This window comes from Saliphagus sp. LR7, from assembly GCF_003344565.1.
Classification (GTDB): domain Archaea; phylum Halobacteriota; class Halobacteria; order Halobacteriales; family Natrialbaceae; genus Saliphagus; species Saliphagus infecundisoli.
The window spans coordinates 26,509-49,703 of sequence record NZ_QPND01000020.1 but is presented as its reverse complement, the minus strand read 5'-3'; the positions used below and the strand labels follow the sequence as shown (position 1 = coordinate 49,703).

Here is a 23,195-nt window from a genome sequence, read left to right as displayed (position 1 = left end):
AAGACTTTGTCCAGCGAGACGGTGGAGGGTCGTCGCAGACCGAACCCCCCATGAAGGCAGGTCAGTCCAGCGACATCAACCAGATGTTTGGCGCCTCGTCCTCATCGTAGAACGTGACCAGGGTGTGTCGGCGGTCCTCGCCCGTTTTGGCAAAGGTGACGTAGCCGAAGTCGGCCTCGATATCGGACATCTGTACCGCAAGTTTGCTCACCGGTTCCTCCTCCAGCAACGCCGGATCCTGCCAGGCCATACGGGCACTGGCGTCGATGACGTGGACCGCGTCGTTGGTCCTGTCACCCCAGATAACCGTGAGTTCGTTTGCATTGGTGCGCTTGAACCACGCCGGCGTTGGATCCTCCATGTTGGTCGGGTTGAAGTATACGGGGTCGCCCCACGTCATCCCGCCGTCCTCGCTCTGGATCGCGAACATGTCGGCGGTCGTGTTGTCGCGGCCAAACGTCCAGAGCTTCTTGTCGGTGTATCTGGCCGGAACTGGCTCCGTCAGCACTCGTCCGTCGACATCGGTCGAATCGCCGACGAGGACGTTGTTTCCCCAAGTCTGTCCGCCGTCTGTGCTGAACAGCGCCTCGACGACACCGTAGTTCCCTTCCTCGTCGAAGCCGTACCACTGGGTCATCAGCCCGTTCGAGGTGTGAGTGTAACCCCCGAACGGCGCATTGATCGCTGGCGCCTCAGCGATGTACTCCAGATTGACCTCCATCGGGTCGGACCACCTGCGCCCGCTGTTTTCGCTCGTCCTGTAGAATTCGCCGTGTCCACCGCCGGTGTCGGCGTCGTACAGGCGATAATGGACGATCACGCGGCCACTTTCCTGATCGTAGATCACCGACTGGTTCCGCGTGTCGTAGTCTGCGTCGTCTGCGACGACGATCTCGTCTGACCAAGACTCGCCCCAGTCATTACTAATACGGGCTGCGATGTAGCCGTCGTTGTGCACGTGGCCACCACCGTCGGTCGGGGAACGTCGGTAAATTAACAGGAGTTTATTGTTCTTTAGGACAGTGATGTTGGGCTCATTGTCGTAGGTGTCGGTATCTTCTAGCCGCTGTGGCGGGAGCTGGTAACCCTGCTGTGGCCAGCCTTTTTCGCCCTTCTGTCCGGACTGCTGGCCGCCACTGTTCTGCGGTCCCGAGGTCTTGGCAGTTGCCGACCCGCTAGCGCCCAGTGCTGCTGCTGCACCGATGAACAACCGACGGTTCAGCGGGATCATCAGGTCGCCCTCCGATTTCGTACACCAATACTTGACAATTCGATGTATGGATCGTTGAGGTTGCGGGGTGATTCTTCCGGTTGCTTAGTGTCTAGTGGGCTTTCGCTCATATGACTCACTCGTCACAGTACCCGATTGTACCGTGGCACGTTATACGTTCACATTGGAGTTGAAATAACTATTGGTAGTTATCGAAAACATTGAGGGATAATTTTGGTGAATATCAGTATAATAATATTTTTGGTTTATAACATACATATGGATCGACATGTGGGCGTTGGATTATCCAATACATTCTCCGGCCTTGATGTCAACTATTGATTATCTTGAATTCCGGCGCATATATGATGTTTGTGCTGCGTTTCGGTTCAATCGATTAATCCTGCCTGGAGTTCATGTTGAACAAGTCTCCCCGACTATCGAGATTGAACAGTTACGTCTTCCAGGGGTCGATCAAGAGGAAGATCGATTGCGGAGCCCGTGTAGTTAGATATGAATAGGCCGACAATAATCTCGAGAACATGGGTAGCTGTACGGCCCGGTGAACGGTTTGGCTCGTCGTCGTTCAGAAGATCGACAATATGACTGCCGCCGCCACGGAACATGGCCTCGTAGTCGTTCAAGTCACCGTTCAAATCTGGCAAATCTGTTTCGACGTGTTCTGTCCCATAGCTCCCGTCGTCGCTATCGACTAGCGTCCAATAATCCAACTCGTTTCGTCCCTCGTTGAACTCAATTTTACCACGATCGCCAACGATGAGCCATCCTCCCGATGCAACGGATCTGGCAGTCGTAAAATCGGCGTTTACGTATGTTCCACTCTCAGTAACGATGATCCCACCACCCGCTCGATCATCCCACTCATCGAGGGACATACCACTTCCGGACTGCTCTTTCAGATGTCCGAACACCAGCTGGGCCCTCTCGTCAAGCAGCATTGTAAGCAAATCGATTGAGTGAGTCCCGTTCCGTAGCAACTCTTCAGGATTTTGTATATGGACAGACTGGACCTTGCCAATGAGTCCATCGTCGTTGATGAGTCGTTGAAGTTTCCGGTACGGTTTGTGGAAACGCCTCATGTGATCGATGACGAGTTCGACGCCGGCATCTTCACAGACGTCGACCATCTCATGCGCCTCAGTGACATTAACAGCGATCGGTTTTTCACTCCAGATCACGTCAGGATCGGCGTTCGACTCCACTGTGTCGAGCACGTGTCGGTGATGGAGGAAAGACGGAGTCGCGATAGAGACGACGTCCAAATCTTCCGAAGCGAGTAGTTCGCGATGTTTCTCGTACCGATGTACTTCCGCGATTCCCCACTCATCAGCCCTCGCCTCGAGGAGTCCCGTATCAATGTCAGCAATCGCTACCAGCTCGATCCCGTCGGTGTGTTTGAAAGCGTCATAATGGCGGGTGCCGATACCACTCAGTCCGATCAATCCGGCTGTATAGGCCATTGTCCCGGTAATGATAACCACCCCATGAATATGATTCTTTGGACTATAAACTCAGAGGTGTACTCATAGGAGTGTCGTCTGAAACCCTTCTCACCTGGGAAATGTGAAAGTAGTTCTAATTATTAGAACCTCTACTTCAGTAGATCATATGGATCGAAATATCGAGTAACATTACAAACATATGCTTGTAAAGCCTGCCTTGAGATCAAGGGCCGATCTATTCATATCTATATTCTCACAACGCCTCGAACGAAGGAGTTCTATTATATAGAACACTTCCCATTCATATCGTGAAAGACGAACCGTCCGCTCTCACTATTTCGACGAAGTGGCGAAAAGTGACCCCCAGGGCGCCATCCGTCTTTAGTTAGGAGACGAACCGCGAGACGGCGGCGTCTTATCAAGGGTACTTTCGAGAGAAGTGAAGAGGCAACCGCTGTGCGCACAGAAACCTCCCTGCCTCAGATAATGCATCGCCTCACAGGTCTTTCCCGAGCGGTTCGATCGCATTCAACGTCGGCGAGTATGGTGAGATGAAGACGAAGTCAATACCGAGTTCGTCGGTCCGATCCTGTGTGATAAAGATCATGTTGAGTGCTATAGTTATCCGCCATGAGCAGAGTCCACCCAACCGGATCCTGCTCGTGGATCTCTTCGAGTGCCTATACGGTCGTCTCTTTAACCACCTTCTTTTTGAACGTTGTCTCTCGTCAACACGTAGAAGCCGATCGACCGCCCCGGAACCGTCACTCCATGGTTTAGGATTTCGACCGTCCGGTCGAATGGCCACATCCGTTGGGAGTTCTCAAACGGCTGTGGCCACGCTTCATCGAAAGAATTCCTGCTCACCTCGATCCTCAGTCGTCTTTAATAGATGCAATCGCGGGTTTTGCGGCCTCGATCGTTCGTTCGACGTCTTCCGTCGTATGACGTTCGAGAAGATAATTTCGGCGAAGGGGTTTCGGTACCATGAGAATGCCCTCGTCGATCATCATCTGTCGATAAGCGTGATATTTTTCGTCGTCGTTGCGCAGCACGTCCTGATAAGTCTGAATCGGTGGTTCCATGAAATACGTAAGGAACACCGTTCCGTATCTTTTGACGGTGGCGACCACTCCGTAATCCTCGAAGAGGTCTTCGAACGCGTCGCAGATCCGATCACGCCGTTCAACCCCTACTTTGTGGAAATCACGCTCTTGGAGCGCTTGCATACTCGTCTTTGCGGCAGCCATGGATGCCGCATGTGAGTTGTACGTCCCGCCGAACGAAACGTCGCCACCGTCCTTCGTCTGGAAGCGGTCCATATACTTTTCCTTCCCACAAAGTACCGATAGCGGATACCCGTTCGCAATTCCCTTGCCAAGCGTAGTAAGATCCGGGATAACTCCCTCTAATTGTTGTACTCCCCCCATATCATGTCGAAATCCAGTGATAATCTCATCAAAAATAAGGAGAATTCCGTTCTCGTCGCAGATCCGCCTGAGTCCGTCAAGAAATCCATCGGCCGGGAGTACGCATCCCATATTGTGTGCCACCGGTTCGAGGATAATACCGGCGAGTTCATCACTGTGTTCTTTGACAGTTTCTTGAACTGCGTTGAGGTCGTTAAATGGAAGAATGATCGTCTCCGCTACGGTTTGTTCTAACAAACCCTCTGTAAATACATCGCGAGTACCTAATTTCTCTGGCTCCGATAAGTGATTCATCGCCACCGAATCATACCATCCGTGATACGTCCCTTGGAATTTGATTACCTTTTTTCCGCCCGTCACCGCGCGAGCCAGGGTGATAGCCCGAGCAACTACCTCTGAACCGGTGACGCCAAATAACACTTTTTCGGCAGAGGGAACGTGCTTCACGATTTCTTTGGCTACTTCTACCTCTAACTCCGTCGTTCCGTACCCGTAAAGGTCCTGCTCCGCTAGAGTAGTGGTAACCGCTTCGTTTACTTCCGAATCACAATGACCTAACAGAATCGCACCCCAAGCGTTAAGATAATCCACATATTCGTTGCCGTCCAAGTCGTATATTTTCGATCCTTGTCCGCGGTCGAAATTGATTTCCCTCTCGAATTTCCTCGCATAACTGTTTACACCCCCAGGGATGACGTCTTTTGCGCAGTTTGCCAGTTCGTTAGAGGAGATCCGTCTCTCATTCGGCATAATATATGGCACCTCGTCCTAGATACATAAGTCTATCGCAAAAAACACGTCGCCACCAAGCGAGCTAGTCAAAGTTTCAAATGTTGTCATTACTCGGAGCGGGCTAGGTTTGTTTGTCAAGCGTTTTGATCCCAGTCGCGGATATCTAGTCGCATTGTCTGCCGTTATCCGATCACGGTTATCCTGACAAGATTCGAATATCACGTAGTGGGCGATCCAGCGGGAGTGATACCCGCGATCCGGTGTAGTGTGACAGAAACATCGCAACGATAATTTCCAAAACGTGTGTCGCATCCTCACCCGAAGAAAGGTTCTCCATGTCTCCATCAATGAGGTTAACGATATGACGGGCACCATTGTCGAACTTCGCTTGTCCTGATGTTTTCGTTAACTCGGGAGGAATCGGTGTTTCGACGTGCGAGGTTCCATACGATCCTTCCTCATTCTCTTCCAAACGCCAGTAACTCCACTCGGAGTCACCAGGCATCATGAGCATGCCCTCGGAACCGACGAACTCTTTACGACCCTTAGACACTGGTCTTGGGGTCGTTTGATCGATCGTGACAAATTTTTGGTCTTCTGTCACAATTGTACCCCCTCCTCCAGCGTCGTCGAATGTCACCTCCTCGTCGGTCCCGGACTGACTTCCTAATCCCCGTTCCTCGGTAATATATCCCATTACTTCCGCACCCATCGAATCCAGCAAAAACATGAGTAAATCGACGGTGTGAGTCCCGTTTCGAAGGAGTTCGCGCGGTGAATGGGAGTGTACAGCTTCAATCTCTCCAAGCAGGTTCTCGTCGTGGATTTGTCGTCGAAGCGCTCGATACTCGTCGGCAAATCTGCGCTGGTGGTTGATCACCAGCTCGGTGTCCGTGTCATCGCAGGCGGCGATCATCTCCTCACCTTCAGTGACGCTCAACCCGATTGGTTTTTCACACCAGATAGCGTCTGGATCGGCAGCTGATTGGGTAGCATCGATAACGTGGCCGTGGTGGAGAAACGACGGGGTCGCTACTGATAGGATGTCGAGTGCCTCCTCAGCTAACAGCTCCTCGTGAGTCGAATACGTTCGAGATGACGGGATAGAATGTTTTTCGGCAAACTCGGCCAGTGAACTAGGATCGATATCTGCTACCGCAACCAGATCGATATCCTCCACGTTCTCGTAGGCCTGTGCGTGATTCTCGGCGATGAAGCTCGTTCCGATGACTCCTGTTGCGTATGACATTGGTGAATTTGAACCTCTAATGCTGAAATTATTCGTCAGATGACGGTCGTTCGACGTAGTGTTTAAGTCGTCCGATTCCGTCGATTTCGATTTCTACAGTGTCGCCATCACTCAATCTACCGATGCCATATGTGGTTCCCATCGCGACAACGTCTCCTTCCTCTAGCGTGATGAATTTCGTGATCTCTTCAATGGCCTCCCGCACGGAGAAGATCATCTCGTCATCGGTGGAGTCTTGGCGCTGTTCACCGTTTAACCACAGTCTGATCCGTGGGTCTTCCTCAACGTGCTCTGGCGTTGCAACAACCGGACCGATCGGTGTACTGTTGTCGAACGCCTTTCCCCGGATGTCTAAGCCGAAGACACTCTGATCATCCCGGTTCGAGATGTCGTTCAAACACGTGTAACCGTCGATGACGTTATCGACGCCGTCTTGAGAGACGTTCCGACACTGTTTCCCAATAACCACTCCTAGCTCCGCTTCGTAGTCGACCCGATCTCCGAGTTCGATTCCCCATTCATCTGGTAGATCTTCGGGAGCCGTTCGGGGCTCCGGTAGCGCCACCGTGTCTTCGTGTCCTGCGACCGCATTTGGCCCCTTCAGGAATACGGTGGGTGCGTCCGGAATGTTTACCTCTCCATCTCCCTCTTTCATGTGCTCAATGTAGTTCGCTGCCAGACACACGATTTTGGTCGGTTCGACCGGCGGTAGAACGTCTACTTCTTCCAGTTCGTACGTTCGGTCTCCAAATTCGATCCCGTCGTCTGTCCATTCACCGACTCTAACTGATCCTGCTCGATCCCGGAATCTAGCATATCGCATGGTTAGCTCTTTTCTTACACCCATATATAAATTTGGGTCAACTTTGCTGATCGACGGGATCTCTCTGACGACCCACTACCACTCGATTGCGTCGATGCGGCCGCGGATCCCCAACGACCTCTTCAATTGGTATCCTGGTGGGTGTTACTTCCATCTGGATCCGGTGCTATCCGAGGAGACGCCAATCGATCCGCTTCCCAATCCCATCAATAGGTTATCAGACCAACTCACGGCCGTTGTCTCACCTACCGCCGACCACGGTTTCGCGGTCAAGATCTGGACCTGCTGTTCCACAACTCTCTTCTCGGGGCCACAAAACCCTGCCTAATGTACGCAGGGCAGCTTCGACACACCTCATGAACGCGCATTCTGCCCGTCCCACGAGGCCGTTCAGGCGTACTTCGAGGGGGTGATGCGTAACGTGCCGAGTACGACATGGCCGAGATTGAACTCAAGTTAGTCGGATTTACGAGCTATTTACACCTCCACGACACCACTGCGGGACACTCCAAGCGACAAGTGCTCACGACGCCGACAGAGGAGGGGCTGTTCTCCCAGTGTTTCTGTGGGGTCTACGGAGATCGTGCGAATAGTGTCGACATGAATCACGCTGTATAACTTCAGATTATATCTGGTAGCGCCAAACATTCGGTGAATATATATTCCCAATACGTAGATGCCCAGGACTGGATATACACCCACCAACGGTTCCAGCTGCAGTATCAACCGTTCTCCCCCCGCGAATGCCTGTCCCCAGTAGTTCGAGCGAACCGGCCTCAACTCGGAGGTCAGGTAGCCCCATCCGGAATCGCCCCGACATCATGGAGGTGCGCAATCCGATTTTTATCATACCCCAGTTCGTGGAGGATGGGGAAGATGCTTCATCAAGCACTGATGACTGCGATCAAACCCTGTGACACAGTTGCCGTAGTGAAGTGTATGCTCGATTACGGGAATGTCACCGACAGCTGCATGCTCCACGGTTCCGACGACTCTGTGCGCGCGTCCACCTGCTCGTTGGATAAGCGCCTCCTAGATGTGCTCGTTGGATAAGCGCCTCCTAGATGTCGAAAATGGGTCCGACGGGAAGCCCATGTTCCTCGGTGAGCAGAGTCAACTATTCGTCAGTCGTCCGTTCCTCGAAGATCGGCCCGAGCACCGACTCGAGTTCGTCCATGTGCTCGGCGAGATCCTCATTGGTCTTGAACCGACCGTCGGTCGCGAGGCCAACCGATCGCCTTGTAGCGACCCTCCCAGAGCCACTGGTTGCCACAGGTGACATTGACGTGACCGTTGGCAGTGGATTGTAAAGAGCGACCAAGGCCTTCAGCCCCGGTCTGGTCAAGCGGATAGGGATCGGGTGACTAGTTCATATCTCTTGGACGCGTAGAGGGACTCATGACGACGTGGGGCGGAAAGTTGGATGGTGTTGATGATGAGCAGTTGCGCCAGCAACTGCGCACGGAGACGGATGCGAAAGCGGTCAAACGCCTCACGAGTGCTCTGCTGTATCGACAGGGAAAGTCACCGGCAGAGATCGAACAACCGCTCGGATTCCCCGAACAAACAGTGTACGATTGGCTCGACACCGTCGCCGAGCGCGGTTGTTTCGCGCTCGGCGACCTCCCTCGTCCCGGTCAATCCACTCGTCTCACCGACGACCAATGGACGGAACTGACGGCGACGCCGCCAGCGTCGCCGTCGGATGCTGGCTACGATCAACCGACGTGGACGCCAGCTCTCGTCCGCGAGTACATCGCTGAGACGTTCGGCCTCGAGTACTCGCTGGCACACATGTACCGTGTGATGAAGCGGGCGGGCCTGTCTCAGAGTGATCACTTTAACATCGGAATATCCGAGAGGGGCATGTCGATCTCGCTCACAACGTGGCTCACATGCTTGCTCACTCGACAAACCCTGCTATGAGAAGCGCTCTCTGAAACCCTTTGGAGCGTATTCATCCGTTGCGCTGATCACTCCCAGACAGCCCGCCTGCGTCACTACAAAGCAGATCCCGCTGAACAACGACGCTGGCATGAGGAGTTCAAAAAAAGTGGCCGACGCTGAAGGCAACAGGCCGCCGAATCGTCGTCATCGATCAGCATACGCAGGTGATCAAGACCACGTAAAAACGCGGATGGTTCCCGGTGAACTCCCGCCCGAGACCGGGAGTGGTCTGCGCAACGTTTGAACATCCTCTACGGAGACCGGGGCCCACGGGATGACGAGACGGAATTTGCAGATCTGGAACGGTCAAAGGTTACGCCAACCACTCGCAGTCTCGGGCGGTCAAGCGTCGATCAATCTGTTAGGCGCGGTCACCGACGACGGTGAACCCTTCATCTCATTCGTCGACGGCTCGTTCACTGGAAAAGTAGCCGCGCACTTTCTCCGAGCACTCCAAAAAGAGTTCGGAGAGAGGTTGGTGATCGTCCTAGACAACGCGCCGTATTTTATCGCAAAGTGCCTCAAGAAGCAGGCCGCGAATGCGGGCCTGCTTCTTGAATATCTCCCACCGTATGCACCGGAAATGAATCCACTCGAACAGTGCTGGCGTCAATTGAACAAGAAAAGTGCCAACAAACTCTATCGAACGCTTCCAGAGCTGAAAGCGTATCTCACGAGTCAACTTCCGACTCTCAGCTCACCGACAATCTATGAGTATCTCTGCTAATCCCTATGAGGGTGCTAGAGAAGGGGAACGGTGGTATAGGTGTTTAATTCGGTATTTGAAAATTCCGGCCAGACCTCATGATCGATCGATTTCCGCCATGTTTCACGCTCGTGTTCACAATCGAGCGATGCAAGCAGCCAATCGTACTAGGGACCGCGGTCGGCCCGCACGATCGATATGAAAAATTACATCTATTATAGGCGCGTACTCATCGTAATAAAGAACACATGTCTCATCCTGCGGCTCTTTTTCGTGACCAATCTTTATAAGGGCGATATGCGTATCAAGATCGGTCAACGCGTCGGGATCTCCCAATGGAAGAAATAGGAGATACTGCACCTCATTAACGAAGAATTCGACGTCCAGTCTAGTCTATCTTAGTGAGTTCTTTGAGAACCTGGCCCCCTTCGTGCGCGATTCCTCTCACTAAGCATCCCTCTAGACCTGATAACACCGAAGAAAGTCTCAACGGATGCGTCAGTAAGGTCTATCGCTAGTTCTTGACTATCGGTGCTCGATACATCTGTGAATAATTTACACGAATGTCCAACCATTTCTTTAAATATGTTAGCAATCACCACAAAATAAGGCGCTGACAGACATATGGTTGTAAATGAGTGCTAGTGGATATCAACCATGAACATCTGCCTGAGCGTCAAAAGCTTACACTAGGCCCTAGCAACGTGTTCGTCAAGGGAGATGACCACACCACAACAAAAGGGAGGATGACAACGAGGAAGGCTGGGTCGCCGACGACGAAATCTGTGCAGATGACGGTACTGTCCTCGACTTTTTCGATGAGTCGCATTCCCAACCATAGGACAACTCTCATCGAATATGTCATGTAAACGACCCCACATCACTTGATCGCTGGTTTGAACAGATGAATCAGCAGGCGGCTTCTACACGCTCAACTACGAAAACGTGGTGAGCTTCCGTGAAGATCAGACGAAAGAACGAATTTGCGAGTGTCTCGAACGGATCACGAGTAGAATCCCGCTTGAGTGGTCTACGAAACGCTTGTATACATCGTTGTTGAGACTGGGATCAACGAAACGAGGGAGTTCAGTTTGTAGATTTGATGGGTTCAAAAATTACGCCACTCACTCTTGCGGATTCTGTTCGTCTTAGATAATTGCTTCGCACACATACGAGTAGCAACGCGCAAGCGGGCCCATCAACCCGGCATTGATCTCATCTTCTTACCGGTTTACTCCCTGGATTTCAACCCAATCGAAGGGCTGTTCCATCTCAGATTGGATGCTGATTTCATCGTATCCGCGCCAACCATATGCATAATTATACATAATGGATGATAGAAAAGGCTAAGTATCTGCAGTGATTTTAACAATCATGGCGAATAAGAGCCATAAAAATGCGCTGAAGTACCAACAGTCGAAGCGGCGCGAAATACTCGCATCCATTGGGGCGCTCGGTGGAGTTTCACTGGCTGGGTGTATGGGCAATGATGATGATGGTGGGAACGGAAACGGAAACGGAAACGGAAACGGAAACGGCAACGGAAACGGAAACGGCAACGGAAACGGAAACGGCAACGGAAACGGAAACGGCAACGGAAACGGCAACGGCAACGGAAACGGCAACGGAAACGGCAACGGCAACGACAGCGGCAATGGCAACGGCGACGGGGAGCGAATTGATCGTATAGCCCCCCACTACACGAGCGTGATCATGAATAACCCTCCCCAGGGGCACTGGAACCACCTAGCGGCTGAACTGTCCTATCGGGACTGGTTTATTGGTCTTCCGCTCGCTGAATATGATTCAACCGCCGAGAAGTTTCAGCTCGGAGGGATCGAGGAGCTTGAGATTGGTGATGAAAGTGTCACACTTCACCTCTTCGATAACCACACGTGGCACCCGAGCGGTGAAGAATTCACTGCCGAGGACATCCGGTTGAATTACGAACTGGATCGCTACGTCTACGAAAGCTCGATGTACGAACAGATCGACACGTACAACGTCGTCGACGATAAGACGCTTGAGGTCGTCTTCAGCGATCCAAATATCAAAAAGGAACCCTTCCTGGCGGACTTCCTGACGCACCGTCACACCCTTCCCCGATTCTATGAATATGGAGAATTTCTGGAGCGGCTGGAGGACGCCGAAAACGAAGGCGAGAGGGAGAGCGTACTGGAAGAGCTCCTTACCTTCGAGTGGGATAACGAGAATCTCGAATCCTGCGGCATTTGGGAAGCCCCGGTTGACATCCGCGAGAATTCCATGGTGTATACCGTGCGGTCCGACGGAGGGTTCCCGTACGAGGACGAGTTCAACTACGAGAAGATGCAGGTGCACGTCATTCCGCAGGGCCAAGACGAATGGCAGCTGCTCCAAGACGACAGGTCCGTCTGGAGCTACGCCACCTCCTCAACGACGTCTGATGCGTTCCAAAACACTGCGGATCATATCGAGACAGAAGTTTACCCCCGCTTCACCAATTGGAGGCTCTCGTTCAACATCGGAAGTCAGGCTGCACCAGGTAACGAGTACCGCGAGTTCCGGCAGGCGATTGCCTATGCGATAGACAATAGGCGAGTGGCCGAGGTTAGCGACAGCAATATCCCGATTCCGTACCAGACAGGGACTCATGGTGCGATGGGCCCCGAGGAAAGCGGGGGCATCGGAACCTGGGGAGGCATGGATTACGAGCTATACCCGTTCAGCTACGAGGATCTTATTACGGATCTCTCCCTAGATTCGTTCACCGATTACGGTATCAGCGCGAAGCCCGACGAGGCCGAAGCGGTCCTCGAAAACGCGGACGGGTGGACGAAGGAGGACGGGTTCTGGCACACTCCCGACGGAGAGAGGGCCGAATTCAAACCGATGGCATCGTCGGCGGGGAATGTCTTCATCGAGCTCGCACAGGAGTGGACGAGTTCGGTCGATCAGATTGGCATCTACACCGAGGTCCACGGGGAACCGTACGACCGGTATCTCGAATTGCTTGCCGGGAATCCAGACTTCGATGCGGTTGCCGGCTGGACGGGGACGGGCGTCCCGTTCCAACAGTCGACACTGTCCGACAACTTTGAGCACGATAACCCGCTCCAGTACGACGGCGACATCCTCATGACAGCGGACCCGTACGTCGTCGAAGTTCCCGAGTACGGGGATCCAGACGGAAGCATGATCGAAGTCAACGTCACTGAAAAACTGGCCGAACTCGAAGTTGCGTCCGAGGAGGAAGAGGGCAGATTGATCAGCGAACTCGCCTGGGCGTACAACCAGTCGCTTCCGACGATCATGATCGCGGAAAACGACGCGGGAGTGGGTAAAAACACGCGAGGGTGGGACTGGCAGGCCGAAAGGGATGATCCGGCACACCCGCGAATCCGCTGGTACGAGGGCGTGAGTCCCCACCTTGGCGAACCGAAGGCAGTGGCCATGGACAACGGTCCCTGGCCGACCGCAGACGAGTGAGCTCATCAGTCCCCCCTGCTGGCTCCTGAGAGCTTCAATCGATCCGGTGACGTCGTTCTTCGACGCCCGCCTGGCATTCTCAGTTATTCAGCTGCGTAGAAAACCTGTCACGGCTACGGGATCGCATCCCAAGCGTCACGCGGATCGCTTCGTGGCGTGTTCGCTGGCGTGCCGTGGATTACCAGTCCGGATACGCTTCTTCGCTCATCACATCAAGTGGATACTTGGGTCGGGTGATCCGGCGATACTCGAGGTCTGGCGATTCATCGACGGAGATCAGTTCATCCGTGATTCGATGGTAATCCGCACGATAGTGGACGGCACTTTTGACCGCGATTACGTCCAAACGCTCCGGCTGGAGTCCGACATGCCGCCATATTTCGGCGTCCAATGGCTGTATCCGTTTTTCGGTGAGAATTACTGTCAAACCATCCTCCTGGCCGCACTGCAGGCGCACGGTGGTACCAAGGTTGTTCCTCGTACCAGTCTTCATCGGGCCGGTGTTCACGTACTGACCGTCGGTGAGAGCCTTGACATACCCATCGAGATCCTCAATCGTCGAGCCGTACACGTCGGGCTCTTCGGTTTTACCTCCGACGTCGATTGTAACGCGTTCACCCACACCAGCCTCCACGCACGCGGCTACGGCTTCCGGGTCGCGCAGTATCGCCAGGCCCGCATTTGAGACGTTCTGGTTCAACAGCGCGCGCAGAACCTTTGTACCATCGGCAGGTTTTCCCCCTCCGGGATTGTCGTGCATTTCTGCGATGACAACGGGAGCGGCGGGCTCAGTCCGATTTGCCACCGTATCTTTGGCCCGTCTGACGGCTTCCTCAGCGCTGATCGTTTCCTCGATGAACTCCTCCCGACGATCCCAGACGCGTCGACTGACGTCTCTGGCAGTTTCGCTGGCAGCAATTGGGTTCCCATCGGCTACGGTGACGATCGAGAACCCCATGTACGGAACATCCGCTGACCAGAAGCCCTGACAGACGTTCACCTTGAGGACGTCTGTCCGGTCTTCGAGGTCCCGTGCTCGGTCGGCGAGTTCTGACATCGGCGGCTCGAGCGTTGTGCTTCGAACAGCCGACGGAATTACCGGAGGTCGCTCAATTTGCATCACGGGGTCTATCTGCTCCCGTATGGCTCGTATCAGGAGACGCATCCCTCGCTTCCCCGTCTCTCTCGTGTCCACATGTGGGGTTGTCTCGTAGGCTATGATCGCGTCCGACTCGTTCACCATCTCATCGGAAACGTTGGCGTTCGGGTCAATCGTCACAACGATCGGTACGTCGGAACCGACGACAGACCGAACCCGGGCGATGAGCGGACCCTCCCCGTCGTCAGAATGCTCGGGGACCATCGCTCCGTGCAACGGTAAAATGACTCCGTCGATCGAGTCGACACATTCTTCGACTGACTCCACTATTTGATCGACGTAGTAGTGATATGCAGACTCGGTTACCGGACCACCAGGTTCGGCTTCCGCGACTATGGTGTGGTGGAGTTCGACGCCTATTTCGTCGGCTACTTCAATGATACCGCCAACCTCAGTATTGGTACCAGATAGAGCGGCAGGGATCTCGTCCCCATAGAGCCCGCCATGATCCTTGAAGTCGCTCCGGGTCGTTTTTCCGTTGACATACGTATTGGATTCGTGATATAATCTCGCCGATAGTACTGTTTCGGGCATCGTCTCACTAGTGAAGAGTATCTATTAAATATGTTTCCCCCAGTGATTATGGGTATCACCGAACAGGCGATGCTGTAGAGTAATTCAGGCTCGTTCGCCTCAGTTCCGGAAAGACCTCCAGGGAACCAGGGCACTAGCAGCCTCCAAGAGGCCCTAAACAGTGCCGTACTGATCATTGGAGTAGTACGATCTACCGGAAGATCGGCCGCTGGGACGCGTTCCCGGGACTTCCACGGCACCCTATTCCTGTCCAGTTTTATCTGTTCTATCCGAGGCGTTCCATTATCGAAGTACAGCAACTGATTTTACCGAAAGATCTTTAGGCTTGCGCAAATTCATCAACACTTGATGAACTGGTATGTAACTCGCCTCATCCAAGCGCTAATTACATTCATTGCGGTAATTCACATCACATTTTTCCTCATGCAATCTCTACCAGGAGGCCCAGCGGATTACCTGCGGACGCAGCTCCTCTCGCAGGGGATCGCAGAGGGAGACATGGATCTCCAGGAAGTCAATCAGCTGGTTGAGCTCTATATTGGAATCAATCCAGGGAAATCCACGTGGGAACAGTACGTGGACTACATGAGCAAGTTTTTCTTGGAGGGGGACATGGGGACGTCGCTGTGGTATGGAGAACCCGTCACTGAGATCTATGCCGAGGCGTTGCCGTGGACGATCTATTTGATGGGGTCGTCTACTCTCCTCAATTTCGCGATCGGAATATTTCTTGGCGCAGTTATGGCGTACAAGGAAGGGAGCCGCTTCGATATCTCGCTCACCAGTATCGGCATTGTCCTCACCTCCATCCCGTTCTACCTGTTCGCTATCCTTCTACTCTATGTCTTTGCGGTCCAATGGAACCTCTTCCCGCTCCAAGGGCGGTATCCGAGCGGCGCTGATCCCGAGTTCACATGGGAATTCTTCAAGGGCGTTATCCATCACAGCGTCCTCCCGATACTGTCCGTTGTCGTAACGTCGTGGGGACTTCTCGCACTCACTATGCGCGGGAACAGTATCCGAGTGCTTGGTGAGGATTATCTCAGGGTTGCACGCCTTCGAGGACTTTCCGACAACGTGATCTCTATACGATACGTTGGACGAAACGCCATACTCCCGCTTTACACGAGTTTGATGATCTCACTTGGATCACTGATCGGTGGATCGGTGATCCTCGAGCAGATCTTCCTCTACCGGGGAATGGGATTTTATCTTTACGATGCAACTGAGTCACGTGACTATCCGCTTGTGATGGGTGGCTTCATTCTCATCACGCTGACAGTTCTCATCGGGATTTACTTCGCGGAGTTGACGTACGGGATGATTGATCCGCGTGCGTCGGAAGGAGGCAGTCATGACTGATCAAGAAGCGAGCATCTTCCAGACGGAATCAGACGTCCAGTGGTCAAAGAAACAGAGACTCAAGTGGCGATTAGAAGCGTGGGTAATCGAACCGGGGCGAGTCCTAATCAAGGACTTCAGGGGCGTGGTCGGGATAGCCATCGTCGGACTGTTCTTGGCGATGGGGACGGTCGGTATCGCGTTGCTTCCGGAACCATCCCCGACTGGACCGATCCTCTTGGAACCGTTTCAACAGACCGAATACATATTGGGAACCGATAAACGCGGGTTCTCAATCTTGACGTCCATCGTTTATGCTACACCGAACATGTTCAAGATGATCTTCGCTGGAGCGATCTTCGCGACGGGAGTAGCAACGGCCGTAGGGACTCTCGCAGGATACAAGGGCGGCGTGTGGGATTCCGTTCTGTCCACGCTTTCAGATATTGCGTTGACCATTCCGGGACTACCTCTCGTGATCGTGATCGGATTCGTCTACCAGCCCACGAACCCGTACGTCGTAGGGATTCTCGTCACGGTCAACGCTTGGGGTGGTCTGGCGAGGGCTATCCGGTCGCAGGTGTTGACGATCCGAAATGAAGTCTACGTGGAACGGTCGCGCGCTCTGGGGCTATCGACTCCGAAGATAATTCGAAACGACGTTCTCCCGGGGATCCTTCCCTACGTGTCGGTGAATTTCGTCAACACCGCACGGGGAGTCATTTTCAACGCAGTGGCTCTGTACTTCCTCGGGATTCTGCCGTTTACCCACCTCAATTGGGGCGTCATGCTGAATCAGGCCTATCAGAACGGAGCTCTCTTCAACCCGGGCCAGATTCACTGGCTCATTATTCCAACCTTCACTATCGTGTTGCTCTCATTCGGGTTCCTCCTGCTGGCGCAGGCGTTTGACCGGGTTTTCAATCCACGCGCGCGGACTCGTCACGACGAAACCGAAGACACCGAGGAACCGACTAGTGGTCCCACCACTTCTATTCAGTAGACTTACAAACGCCCATTGATTTCAATCTCGAACCGATCGAGATACTCGCGTGCTTTCTCCGGTTGGAAGAACCGATAGAAGTCGGCCGGGTTGTGTGTGCTGAGATTGTCTAAGACAACCCGGATGCAGTCCGTATCCAGGTAGTCGTCAGCAATCGCTTGCATGCACTCGATCCACTCGCACGTCCGCCAACGTTCCGTCACATGAAAGCGGCACTGGCCGATCAACGGCTCCGTCGCCACGTGAAGCAATTGTTTCCCGCTCCGTTCGTAGTGATGGTCGGTTCGAGCGACCGCTCCCGGTGCCGCCGGGAGCGGGTTGCGAACGTGCTTACGGAGTTCTTTGCTGGACTCGTCGAAACAGATAACCGGACGGGTCTCGTCGAACGGTTCTTGATACAGTGAAAGGAGCGTTTCCATACGGTAGACGATCTCTGCGTTTTCTTTGGGTGGAATGAGCCAGTATTCAGAACGGTATGGCTTCAGGTCTTTTTTTAGCCGCTGTCGTATGTTTATTCGAGAATCGAGTCGAACTCGATTCCCTCAAGAGTAACAAGGCGGTCAGCGAGGAGTGCATACGTCCAACGATCTCGGCCTTCCGGTGGCTCTGAACACGCAAGAGCGACGAGGTGGGCTTCACCGCGGCCATCGAGTTTTGGTGTATAGTCTCGGTCGGATTTGCGGCGATGAATCGCCGTGAGTCCTCGCTCAGTGTAGCTTTGCGTGTGTTGAACACTGTTTTGGGGTGACAGCCGATGTACTCCTTGATTTCCGAATCAGTGAGTACGTCCTCAGTTTTAAGTAGAATCCGGGACCACCTGTTGTCCTCGGTCTTGTGCTCATCGGTTGAAATGAACCACTCAAGCGTGTGGCGGTCTTCCGTGGAGAGATCGATAATATATTTCTTCTCACTCATTCCAGTAGTTACGCGCCTAGAGGCGAGGTACTGTAGATTCAACCGAGAATGTACATATATCCATTCGAATTTGACATGTTATTCAGTACCAAGAATTCTGAATAATAGAAAGGGGGGATTACAGTCATACGGCTGTAATCATTACCCAACTCATTTATAGAATCTCGCCGATTTGTTAGTTAAAGATGGTTAATTACACACATTCAGTCATTTGTAGCTCTCCAAATTCGTAACTTAATGTGTTCTAATCTATAGAACATATCTCCTCAAGCACCGTATACCGTTTCTTCAAGGGGTTCAACTATTCCGCTGATCAATCGAGCGTCTCTCCTTCGGTTGGCTAGCGGAGGATGAATGACCAGTGTATCGAGTGAAGAGCGGCGAAGGCTGTCAGTCACGGTCTGGTCAAGTCGGGGGTGCTAAAAAGGGAAATCAGTGATAGAATCACCTAGTTATATATTTGATAATTTAGACCAGATTCAATGATCGATGGATTTCCCCATGTTTCACTTCCGGGTTCGTATTCGAACGATTCAAGCGGTTAATCGTACCAGGGACCGCGATCGATCCGCACCAGTGGGCGACCGCAGCACCGCTCAAGCACGATTTGAGAGACAAAATGTGTCGAGGCTTGACCGGCCGGGAAAGACCTTCACGGCAAGGGCCTGCAGCGTGTCACAATCGACTGCCGCCCAGACGTAGTACTCGGTACCGTCGGTTTCGGTCTTTGTCCCATCTACGGCCACCTCCTGATGAGCCCGGTAGTCCGGCCCGAACAGGTGCTCCAAAGATGAAACCACTATCCGATCACCTCGTACGACCGATCCACGAGCGGTTCGATCCGTCGGTACGAAAGGCCAGCATGGTACAGAACGTCGTGAAGACACGTCGACGGAGCGGCGTGTCCTCACGTGAAAATACGTCCTGCTGGCGAGCCTTCTCACCATGCGGTCAAGTATTGTTGAAGTCCCAATCCACCCTTGCTCGGCCGCTTCCTTCACACTAAGGTTGACACTCTTTGCGAGAGGACAGTAAAATGTGAAAACGGTATCCAGTTCGAATCAGTCGGCCTGTCGACCCTACGCTTCGGCCCAGATCGGGGAGGCCCAGGCGTACTGGCCGTCGATTTGCGAGGTACGGACGTAGTAATAGTCGTCGCCGGTCTGCGGGAGGTTGTCGAACGTGACTTCTGCTGTGCAGGCCCGGCGGGGGTACGCCGGGTGGATGTCTATCTTGGGTGCATTGTGGAAATAGGGGTCTCGGTTCTCGACGTCCTCCTCGTCAAGGCCGAAGTCAGCTTCGACCGTATCGATTATCCAGTCCTCGCGGACGATCAGATGCGACTGCTCGACGGCTTCGTCCACGGAGACAGACCATTCCTCTCCGTCGTCCAGTTCGAGTGTGAGCCAGGTGTCGGCGTCGGCATCGAACTCGACGATAAATCCTTCCTTCAGGTTATCGTTATGCTCGGTAGTCAGATCGAACTGACACTTGTCACCAGTCACACTGTAAGATTGCCCGAACCCGGTGAACCGGGGCTGGACCGATGCGAGCGACCCGTCCTCGACTTTGAAGACGCCGTTCCAGTGGAGCATGGGATCGTCAAAGTCGCCGTAGTCCAAGTCCGGCCCCCACCCCATCTCGACCAGGATCGAGTACCGCCCTTCAGTCAAGGACGATTGAGCTCGCCCGTCATGGTGCGAGTACGACTCGATCACGCTCCCGTTGTGAATCAGTTCGATCCGGTCAAGCGGGCGAAGACTTTCGACGTTGACCGTCGCCTCCAGATCGGAGGCGCCAATGAGTACCGATCCCAGCGGAGCGTCGTTCATCTCCCACCACAGCTTCATCCTGTCGCCAGTGACGCCGTACGTACGCCTATTCTCGATGGCCTCCCAGATGCCCTCGCGAGTCAGCTCAATCGCCCAGATCCCGGCGACGCCACTGTCCCACGATCCCGGAAGTCCACCACCGTCGTTCGATGCGATGGCCCCGACGCGGTGGCCGTGATTCAGCGCATCAATGAACGTTCCGCCGTTCGTCCGGGGCCCCATGTGTGAGTTCTGTTCCATCGACACCGGCGTGTCAACTCCCTCGCTCGAGCCGTGGACTGAGTACACCTCCGTGACCGGAGAGAGGTCGGGGTCGTAGGCGTCCCAATCCTGTCCACGGAACTCGACCTGGTAGCCGGTGTGGTGTGGGATCGCGAAGGCGCGCCGGTCCGCGAGGTTCTCGTACAGTTCCTCGATGGTCCACGCGTCATCGAGCGGGTACCCCTCCTCGAAGTAGATCACGTTTCTGTCGCCCCACCTCGTCCGATTCCCGTTCCACTCGAAGGCGGGGAACGTGACGAACTCACCGGGATCGTGGTGTCGTTCAGCCGTCGACTCGATTGTGTCCCACCAGTCTTCGTACTTCGGTCGGTTGCCGACGGTCTCCCCGATAATCCTGCTGTCAGTTCCCATATCGTGCCACTCAAAGGGGTAACAGAGGACCGGATAAACGTCGATGTGCTCCTTTGCGTCTTCGACAGTCTCGTCCATCCGATCGATATCGGTGCCCGGTCCGGTCGCGTGTTTGTGGAAATCACCCCAGTAGAGGTCATACGACTCTCTGTCCGACATGATAGTCGAAGTTCTCTCCAGAAGGGATAAAAACGGTTCGTATGACGGTGTGATTTGCAACTTATCTCCGGGGATCTGCGGCTATTCGCGGACCGAAACGGGTCCGGTCTAATTCGATACCAGCCACTTCGCATCGCGGTCACGCGAGGCCGCCTAGCACGGTTTGGACGGAATCCTGCTCCCCACCGGTCTGGCACTACTCGTCACAGTTCTCTCGTTCAGCTATCCAATCTCGATTTTTCGTGCTAACGGGACTGATTGCTCGGATTGGACTGATGGGAACGATTGAATACGGTCGGTGGGAATTGGCGAAGTGTATGAGCCAAGCCAGACAGGTAGAACCGACTGGACCCGACGTGCCCGACCGGACGGTGAAACGACAGGTGTGGCCTATTTCCGACCTCTAGTTGGGCGACTTCGACGAAGGGAGTCGCCATATGCGTACAGCCGTCGCCGACGTCGTCGAACTGGACCTCAGTTTCAATCAGATCTTGTATTTCGGTGACGCGATAAAATGTAGCGATCTGGAAACGACATAAGCGATAACGGACTTCCAAGTGGACCAACTGGAACAGATAGAGGCGCCGGTCCGATACGTGCTAGGGAATCACGACAGGGACCGTGACGGGAGACGTCATGGTCCCCTTTTACGAGGTCGTGCGCTCTCATTCGGACTGGCGGACGATCGTCGACCCCGGCGACTTCTACTTCGTCCGGAATGTTGCCGACCATCTCGTCCTATTCCTGGCTGACCATATCGACTTCGAGGAACGCTGACGGTGGCATTCGGGGAAAATCCAGCAGCTCGACCGGACGTACAAGGAGAAGTACCCGTACTATCCTCACTTGGAGGACAACTATCGCGCGGTCTCTGGGAGGCTCGCGGACAGTGACAAGCCGGTGATCACCGCCGGACACACGTCGGTCCTTGACGGAAACCGACCGGCCGAACTGTGAGATCGGTTCTTCCCGCTGCCCGACAATGTCCACGTCCACTTCTACGGCCACGCCCCCGTCGGCGACGACGGGTACGTCGCCTACGACGACCACAAGATCCGATTCCAGACGATTTCGCACGTCGACGAGTATCCCATCCCGCAGTAGACGTCATGTTAATCGAAGACATCCACGTCGACACAGTCAGATCCGTCGTCTTTCAGGCCCACGAATCTCGTGACTACGGCGCCTACTTCCGGAACCACAACGATAGAGGGTTACCTTTGCAGCCCGCCGCTCCTCGACAACTGAACGGCCGCTCAGTTGGGCTAGTTCCCTACGAGTCAGCGTCGGACGCCACAGGTCTAACAGGGGGGCAGACAGCGCACCACCAATTATATCACGTTTTACTCTGATGATAAGACATGGCAACCGATCCCGAAGCGGCACCGGTGTATCCCATGAATGCCTCGATAACGGCTGACCCGTCAATCGAGCCCCATCCGGACGTCACGAATCCGGTACTCTCGTTCGAGGACGTGACCGATTGCAAGCGCCCCACCGGCATCGCGGACCCATTTCTGGCGTACGAGAACGGGGTCTATCACCTGTTCTTCGAAGTTCTCGCAGACGACCTAAACGACCCTGCCATCGGCCATGCCGTCAGCGACGATGGGCTGGAGTGGCAGTACGACCAGATCGTCCTCGACAATCTGGGTCACGCCGCTTACCCCCATGTGTTCCAGTGGCGAGACACGTGGTACATGGCTCCTGACAGCGGCGCCGGATCGGGAATTCACTTTCACGGGGGTTTCGCCAGGCTGTATCGGGCGGACACCTTCCCGACGGAGTGGACGCTAGTCGCCCGCCCAGTCGCTCGGTTAGGGCTGGTTGACCCGACAATATTCTCGTACAAGGATACGTGGTACCTGATAGGCGGGCTGTTCGACGGTGACAGCTACTACCTAGGCAACTGCCTCTATTACGCCGACGCGCCCGTAAACTCTGAGTGGCACAGACACCCAGCGAGCCCGATCCACGACCCTTCATCTCCGGGCGACCGGATCAACCGGATCGCCCGTCCGGGTGGCAGACCGATCGTCGCCGATGACCACGTTGATGTCTTCTTTCAAGACTGCGTCCGACGCTATGGCGACAAGGTGCGAGCGGTCCGGATCACCGATCTCACCAGGGAGACCTATGCCGACTACGAACTGGACTGTTCGCCGATCGTTGAAGCGCAACTCAACGGTGGTTGGAACCACGAGACGATGCACCACGTCGACGCGGGGCTCGCGTACGCCGACGTGAAGAACGTCGTCGCCGTCGACGGGAGCCCGGAAGACCGCTCACCGGGCTCGATCAAGACGGGGATCGGTTTGTATCACCTTGCCTGACGCGGCGAATGTCGCAGTGAATTGAGTCCGAACTCGTGTCTGTTTCACCTCTGCTTGGTCAAAGGGAGCGCTGCATTGGATCACTAAACAGCGTCGAGGTGTTCCAGTAGATCAAAGGAGTTGAAACGGGATAGTGGTGATAGCCATGACCATCACTACCTGTTTCGGTGAGGAGTTAGTCTCGTTCACAAAAAAGTTATTCCGACGATGCTGGCGAACCTGTCGCTCCGGTAATGTCTAAGACTGCTGTGTTGAATT

General features: G+C 54.1%; 17 protein-coding genes and 1 pseudogene. 8 read left to right on the top strand and 10 right to left on the bottom strand.

What is annotated here, in order from left to right; translation table 11 throughout:
• Positions 1-61: 61 nt before the first annotated feature.
• The 6 genes from DVH23_RS19175 to DVH23_RS23805 form a co-directional block, all read right to left on the bottom strand.
• Positions 62-1,231 carry a sialidase family protein gene (locus tag DVH23_RS19175; RefSeq protein ID WP_114579014.1) on the bottom strand — a complete coding sequence of 390 codons (1,170 nt, stop codon included), beginning with the start codon at positions 1,229-1,231 and terminating at the stop codon, positions 62-64.
• 416 nt (positions 1,232-1,647) lie between these two features.
• Positions 1,648-2,691: a Gfo/Idh/MocA family protein gene (locus DVH23_RS19170; RefSeq protein WP_157972504.1), complete on the bottom strand. Its 1,044-nt coding sequence runs from the start codon at positions 2,689-2,691 to the stop codon at positions 1,648-1,650.
• An 857-nt stretch (positions 2,692-3,548) separates the two neighbouring features.
• Positions 3,549-4,853 (bottom strand): aspartate aminotransferase family protein, encoded by a 1,305-nt coding sequence (locus DVH23_RS19165; protein ID WP_114579012.1) that lies wholly within the window; start codon positions 4,851-4,853, stop codon positions 3,549-3,551.
• Between the two features lie 178 nt (positions 4,854-5,031).
• On the bottom strand, positions 5,032-6,084 hold the full coding sequence (locus DVH23_RS19160) for a Gfo/Idh/MocA family protein (protein WP_114579011.1): 1,053 nt from the start codon (positions 6,082-6,084) through the stop codon (positions 5,032-5,034).
• A 28-nt stretch (positions 6,085-6,112) separates the two neighbouring features.
• On the bottom strand, positions 6,113-6,907 hold the full coding sequence (locus tag DVH23_RS19155) for a fumarylacetoacetate hydrolase family protein (protein ID WP_114579010.1): 795 nt from the start codon (positions 6,905-6,907) through the stop codon (positions 6,113-6,115).
• Between the two features lie 1,117 nt (positions 6,908-8,024).
• Positions 8,025-8,189: a hypothetical protein gene (locus tag DVH23_RS23805; protein ID WP_157972503.1), complete on the bottom strand. Its 165-nt coding sequence runs from the start codon at positions 8,187-8,189 to the stop codon at positions 8,025-8,027.
• A gap of 116 nt (positions 8,190-8,305) precedes the next feature.
• Between DVH23_RS23805 and DVH23_RS19145 the strand changes: the two genes are divergently transcribed.
• The 4 genes and pseudogenes from DVH23_RS19145 (at position 8,306) to DVH23_RS19120 (ending at position 13,028) form a co-directional block, all read left to right on the top strand.
• Positions 8,306-8,833 carry a winged helix-turn-helix domain-containing protein gene (locus tag DVH23_RS19145; protein WP_114579008.1) on the top strand — a complete coding sequence of 176 codons (528 nt, stop codon included), beginning with the start codon at positions 8,306-8,308 and terminating at the stop codon, positions 8,831-8,833.
• Positions 8,834-9,128: 295 nt separating this feature from the next.
• A complete protein-coding gene (locus DVH23_RS25310) occupies positions 9,129-9,581 on the top strand; it encodes a transposase (RefSeq protein ID WP_114579007.1) in 453 nt (150 codons plus the stop codon).
• Positions 9,582-10,688: 1,107 nt separating this feature from the next.
• A pseudogene (locus tag DVH23_RS19130) lies at positions 10,689-10,819 on the top strand (IS630 family transposase); the annotation flags it as partial.
• Positions 10,820-10,934: 115 nt separating this feature from the next.
• Positions 10,935-13,028, top strand: coding sequence for an ABC transporter substrate-binding protein (locus tag DVH23_RS19120; RefSeq protein WP_157972502.1), 2,094 nt, complete (start codon positions 10,935-10,937; stop codon positions 13,026-13,028).
• 178 nt (positions 13,029-13,206) lie between these two features.
• On the opposite strand, the gene DVH23_RS19115 is transcribed toward DVH23_RS19120, so the two are convergent.
• Positions 13,207-14,721 carry a M81 family metallopeptidase gene (locus tag DVH23_RS19115; protein WP_114579004.1) on the bottom strand — a complete coding sequence of 505 codons (1,515 nt, stop codon included), beginning with the start codon at positions 14,719-14,721 and terminating at the stop codon, positions 13,207-13,209.
• Positions 14,722-15,069: 348 nt separating this feature from the next.
• Between DVH23_RS19115 and DVH23_RS19110 the strand changes: the two genes are divergently transcribed.
• A complete protein-coding gene (locus DVH23_RS19110; RefSeq protein ID WP_114579003.1) occupies positions 15,070-16,083 on the top strand; it encodes an ABC transporter permease in 1,014 nt (337 codons plus the stop codon).
• Positions 16,076-17,065, top strand: a complete 990-nt coding sequence (locus DVH23_RS19105) for an ABC transporter permease (protein ID WP_114579002.1) — start codon at positions 16,076-16,078, stop codon at positions 17,063-17,065. Before DVH23_RS19110 ends, DVH23_RS19105 begins: the two co-directional genes overlap by 8 nt.
• A 2-nt stretch (positions 17,066-17,067) precedes the next feature.
• On the opposite strand, the gene DVH23_RS19100 is transcribed toward DVH23_RS19105, so the two are convergent.
• The 3 genes from DVH23_RS19100 to DVH23_RS19090 all read right to left on the bottom strand — a co-directional run bounded on the left by DVH23_RS19100 (position 17,068) and on the right by DVH23_RS19090 (position 20,604).
• Entirely contained in the window at positions 17,068-17,484 is a 417-nt protein-coding gene (locus tag DVH23_RS19100; protein WP_114579001.1) for a transposase, read from the bottom strand.
• Positions 17,485-17,576: 92 nt separating this feature from the next.
• Positions 17,577-17,756, bottom strand: a complete 180-nt coding sequence (locus tag DVH23_RS25305; RefSeq protein WP_394342644.1) for a hypothetical protein — start codon at positions 17,754-17,756, stop codon at positions 17,577-17,579.
• Between the two features lie 1,303 nt (positions 17,757-19,059).
• Positions 19,060-20,604, bottom strand: coding sequence for a DUF3604 domain-containing protein (locus DVH23_RS19090; protein WP_114578999.1), 1,545 nt, complete (start codon positions 20,602-20,604; stop codon positions 19,060-19,062).
• Positions 20,605-21,225: 621 nt separating this feature from the next.
• Between DVH23_RS19090 and DVH23_RS23800 the strand changes: the two genes are divergently transcribed.
• Positions 21,226-21,381 carry a hypothetical protein gene (locus DVH23_RS23800; protein WP_157972501.1) on the top strand — a complete coding sequence of 52 codons (156 nt, stop codon included), beginning with the start codon at positions 21,226-21,228 and terminating at the stop codon, positions 21,379-21,381.
• Between the two features lie 584 nt (positions 21,382-21,965).
• Positions 21,966-22,937: a hypothetical protein gene (locus tag DVH23_RS19085; RefSeq protein ID WP_114578998.1), complete on the top strand. Its 972-nt coding sequence runs from the start codon at positions 21,966-21,968 to the stop codon at positions 22,935-22,937.
• Positions 22,938-23,195 lie beyond the last annotated feature (258 nt).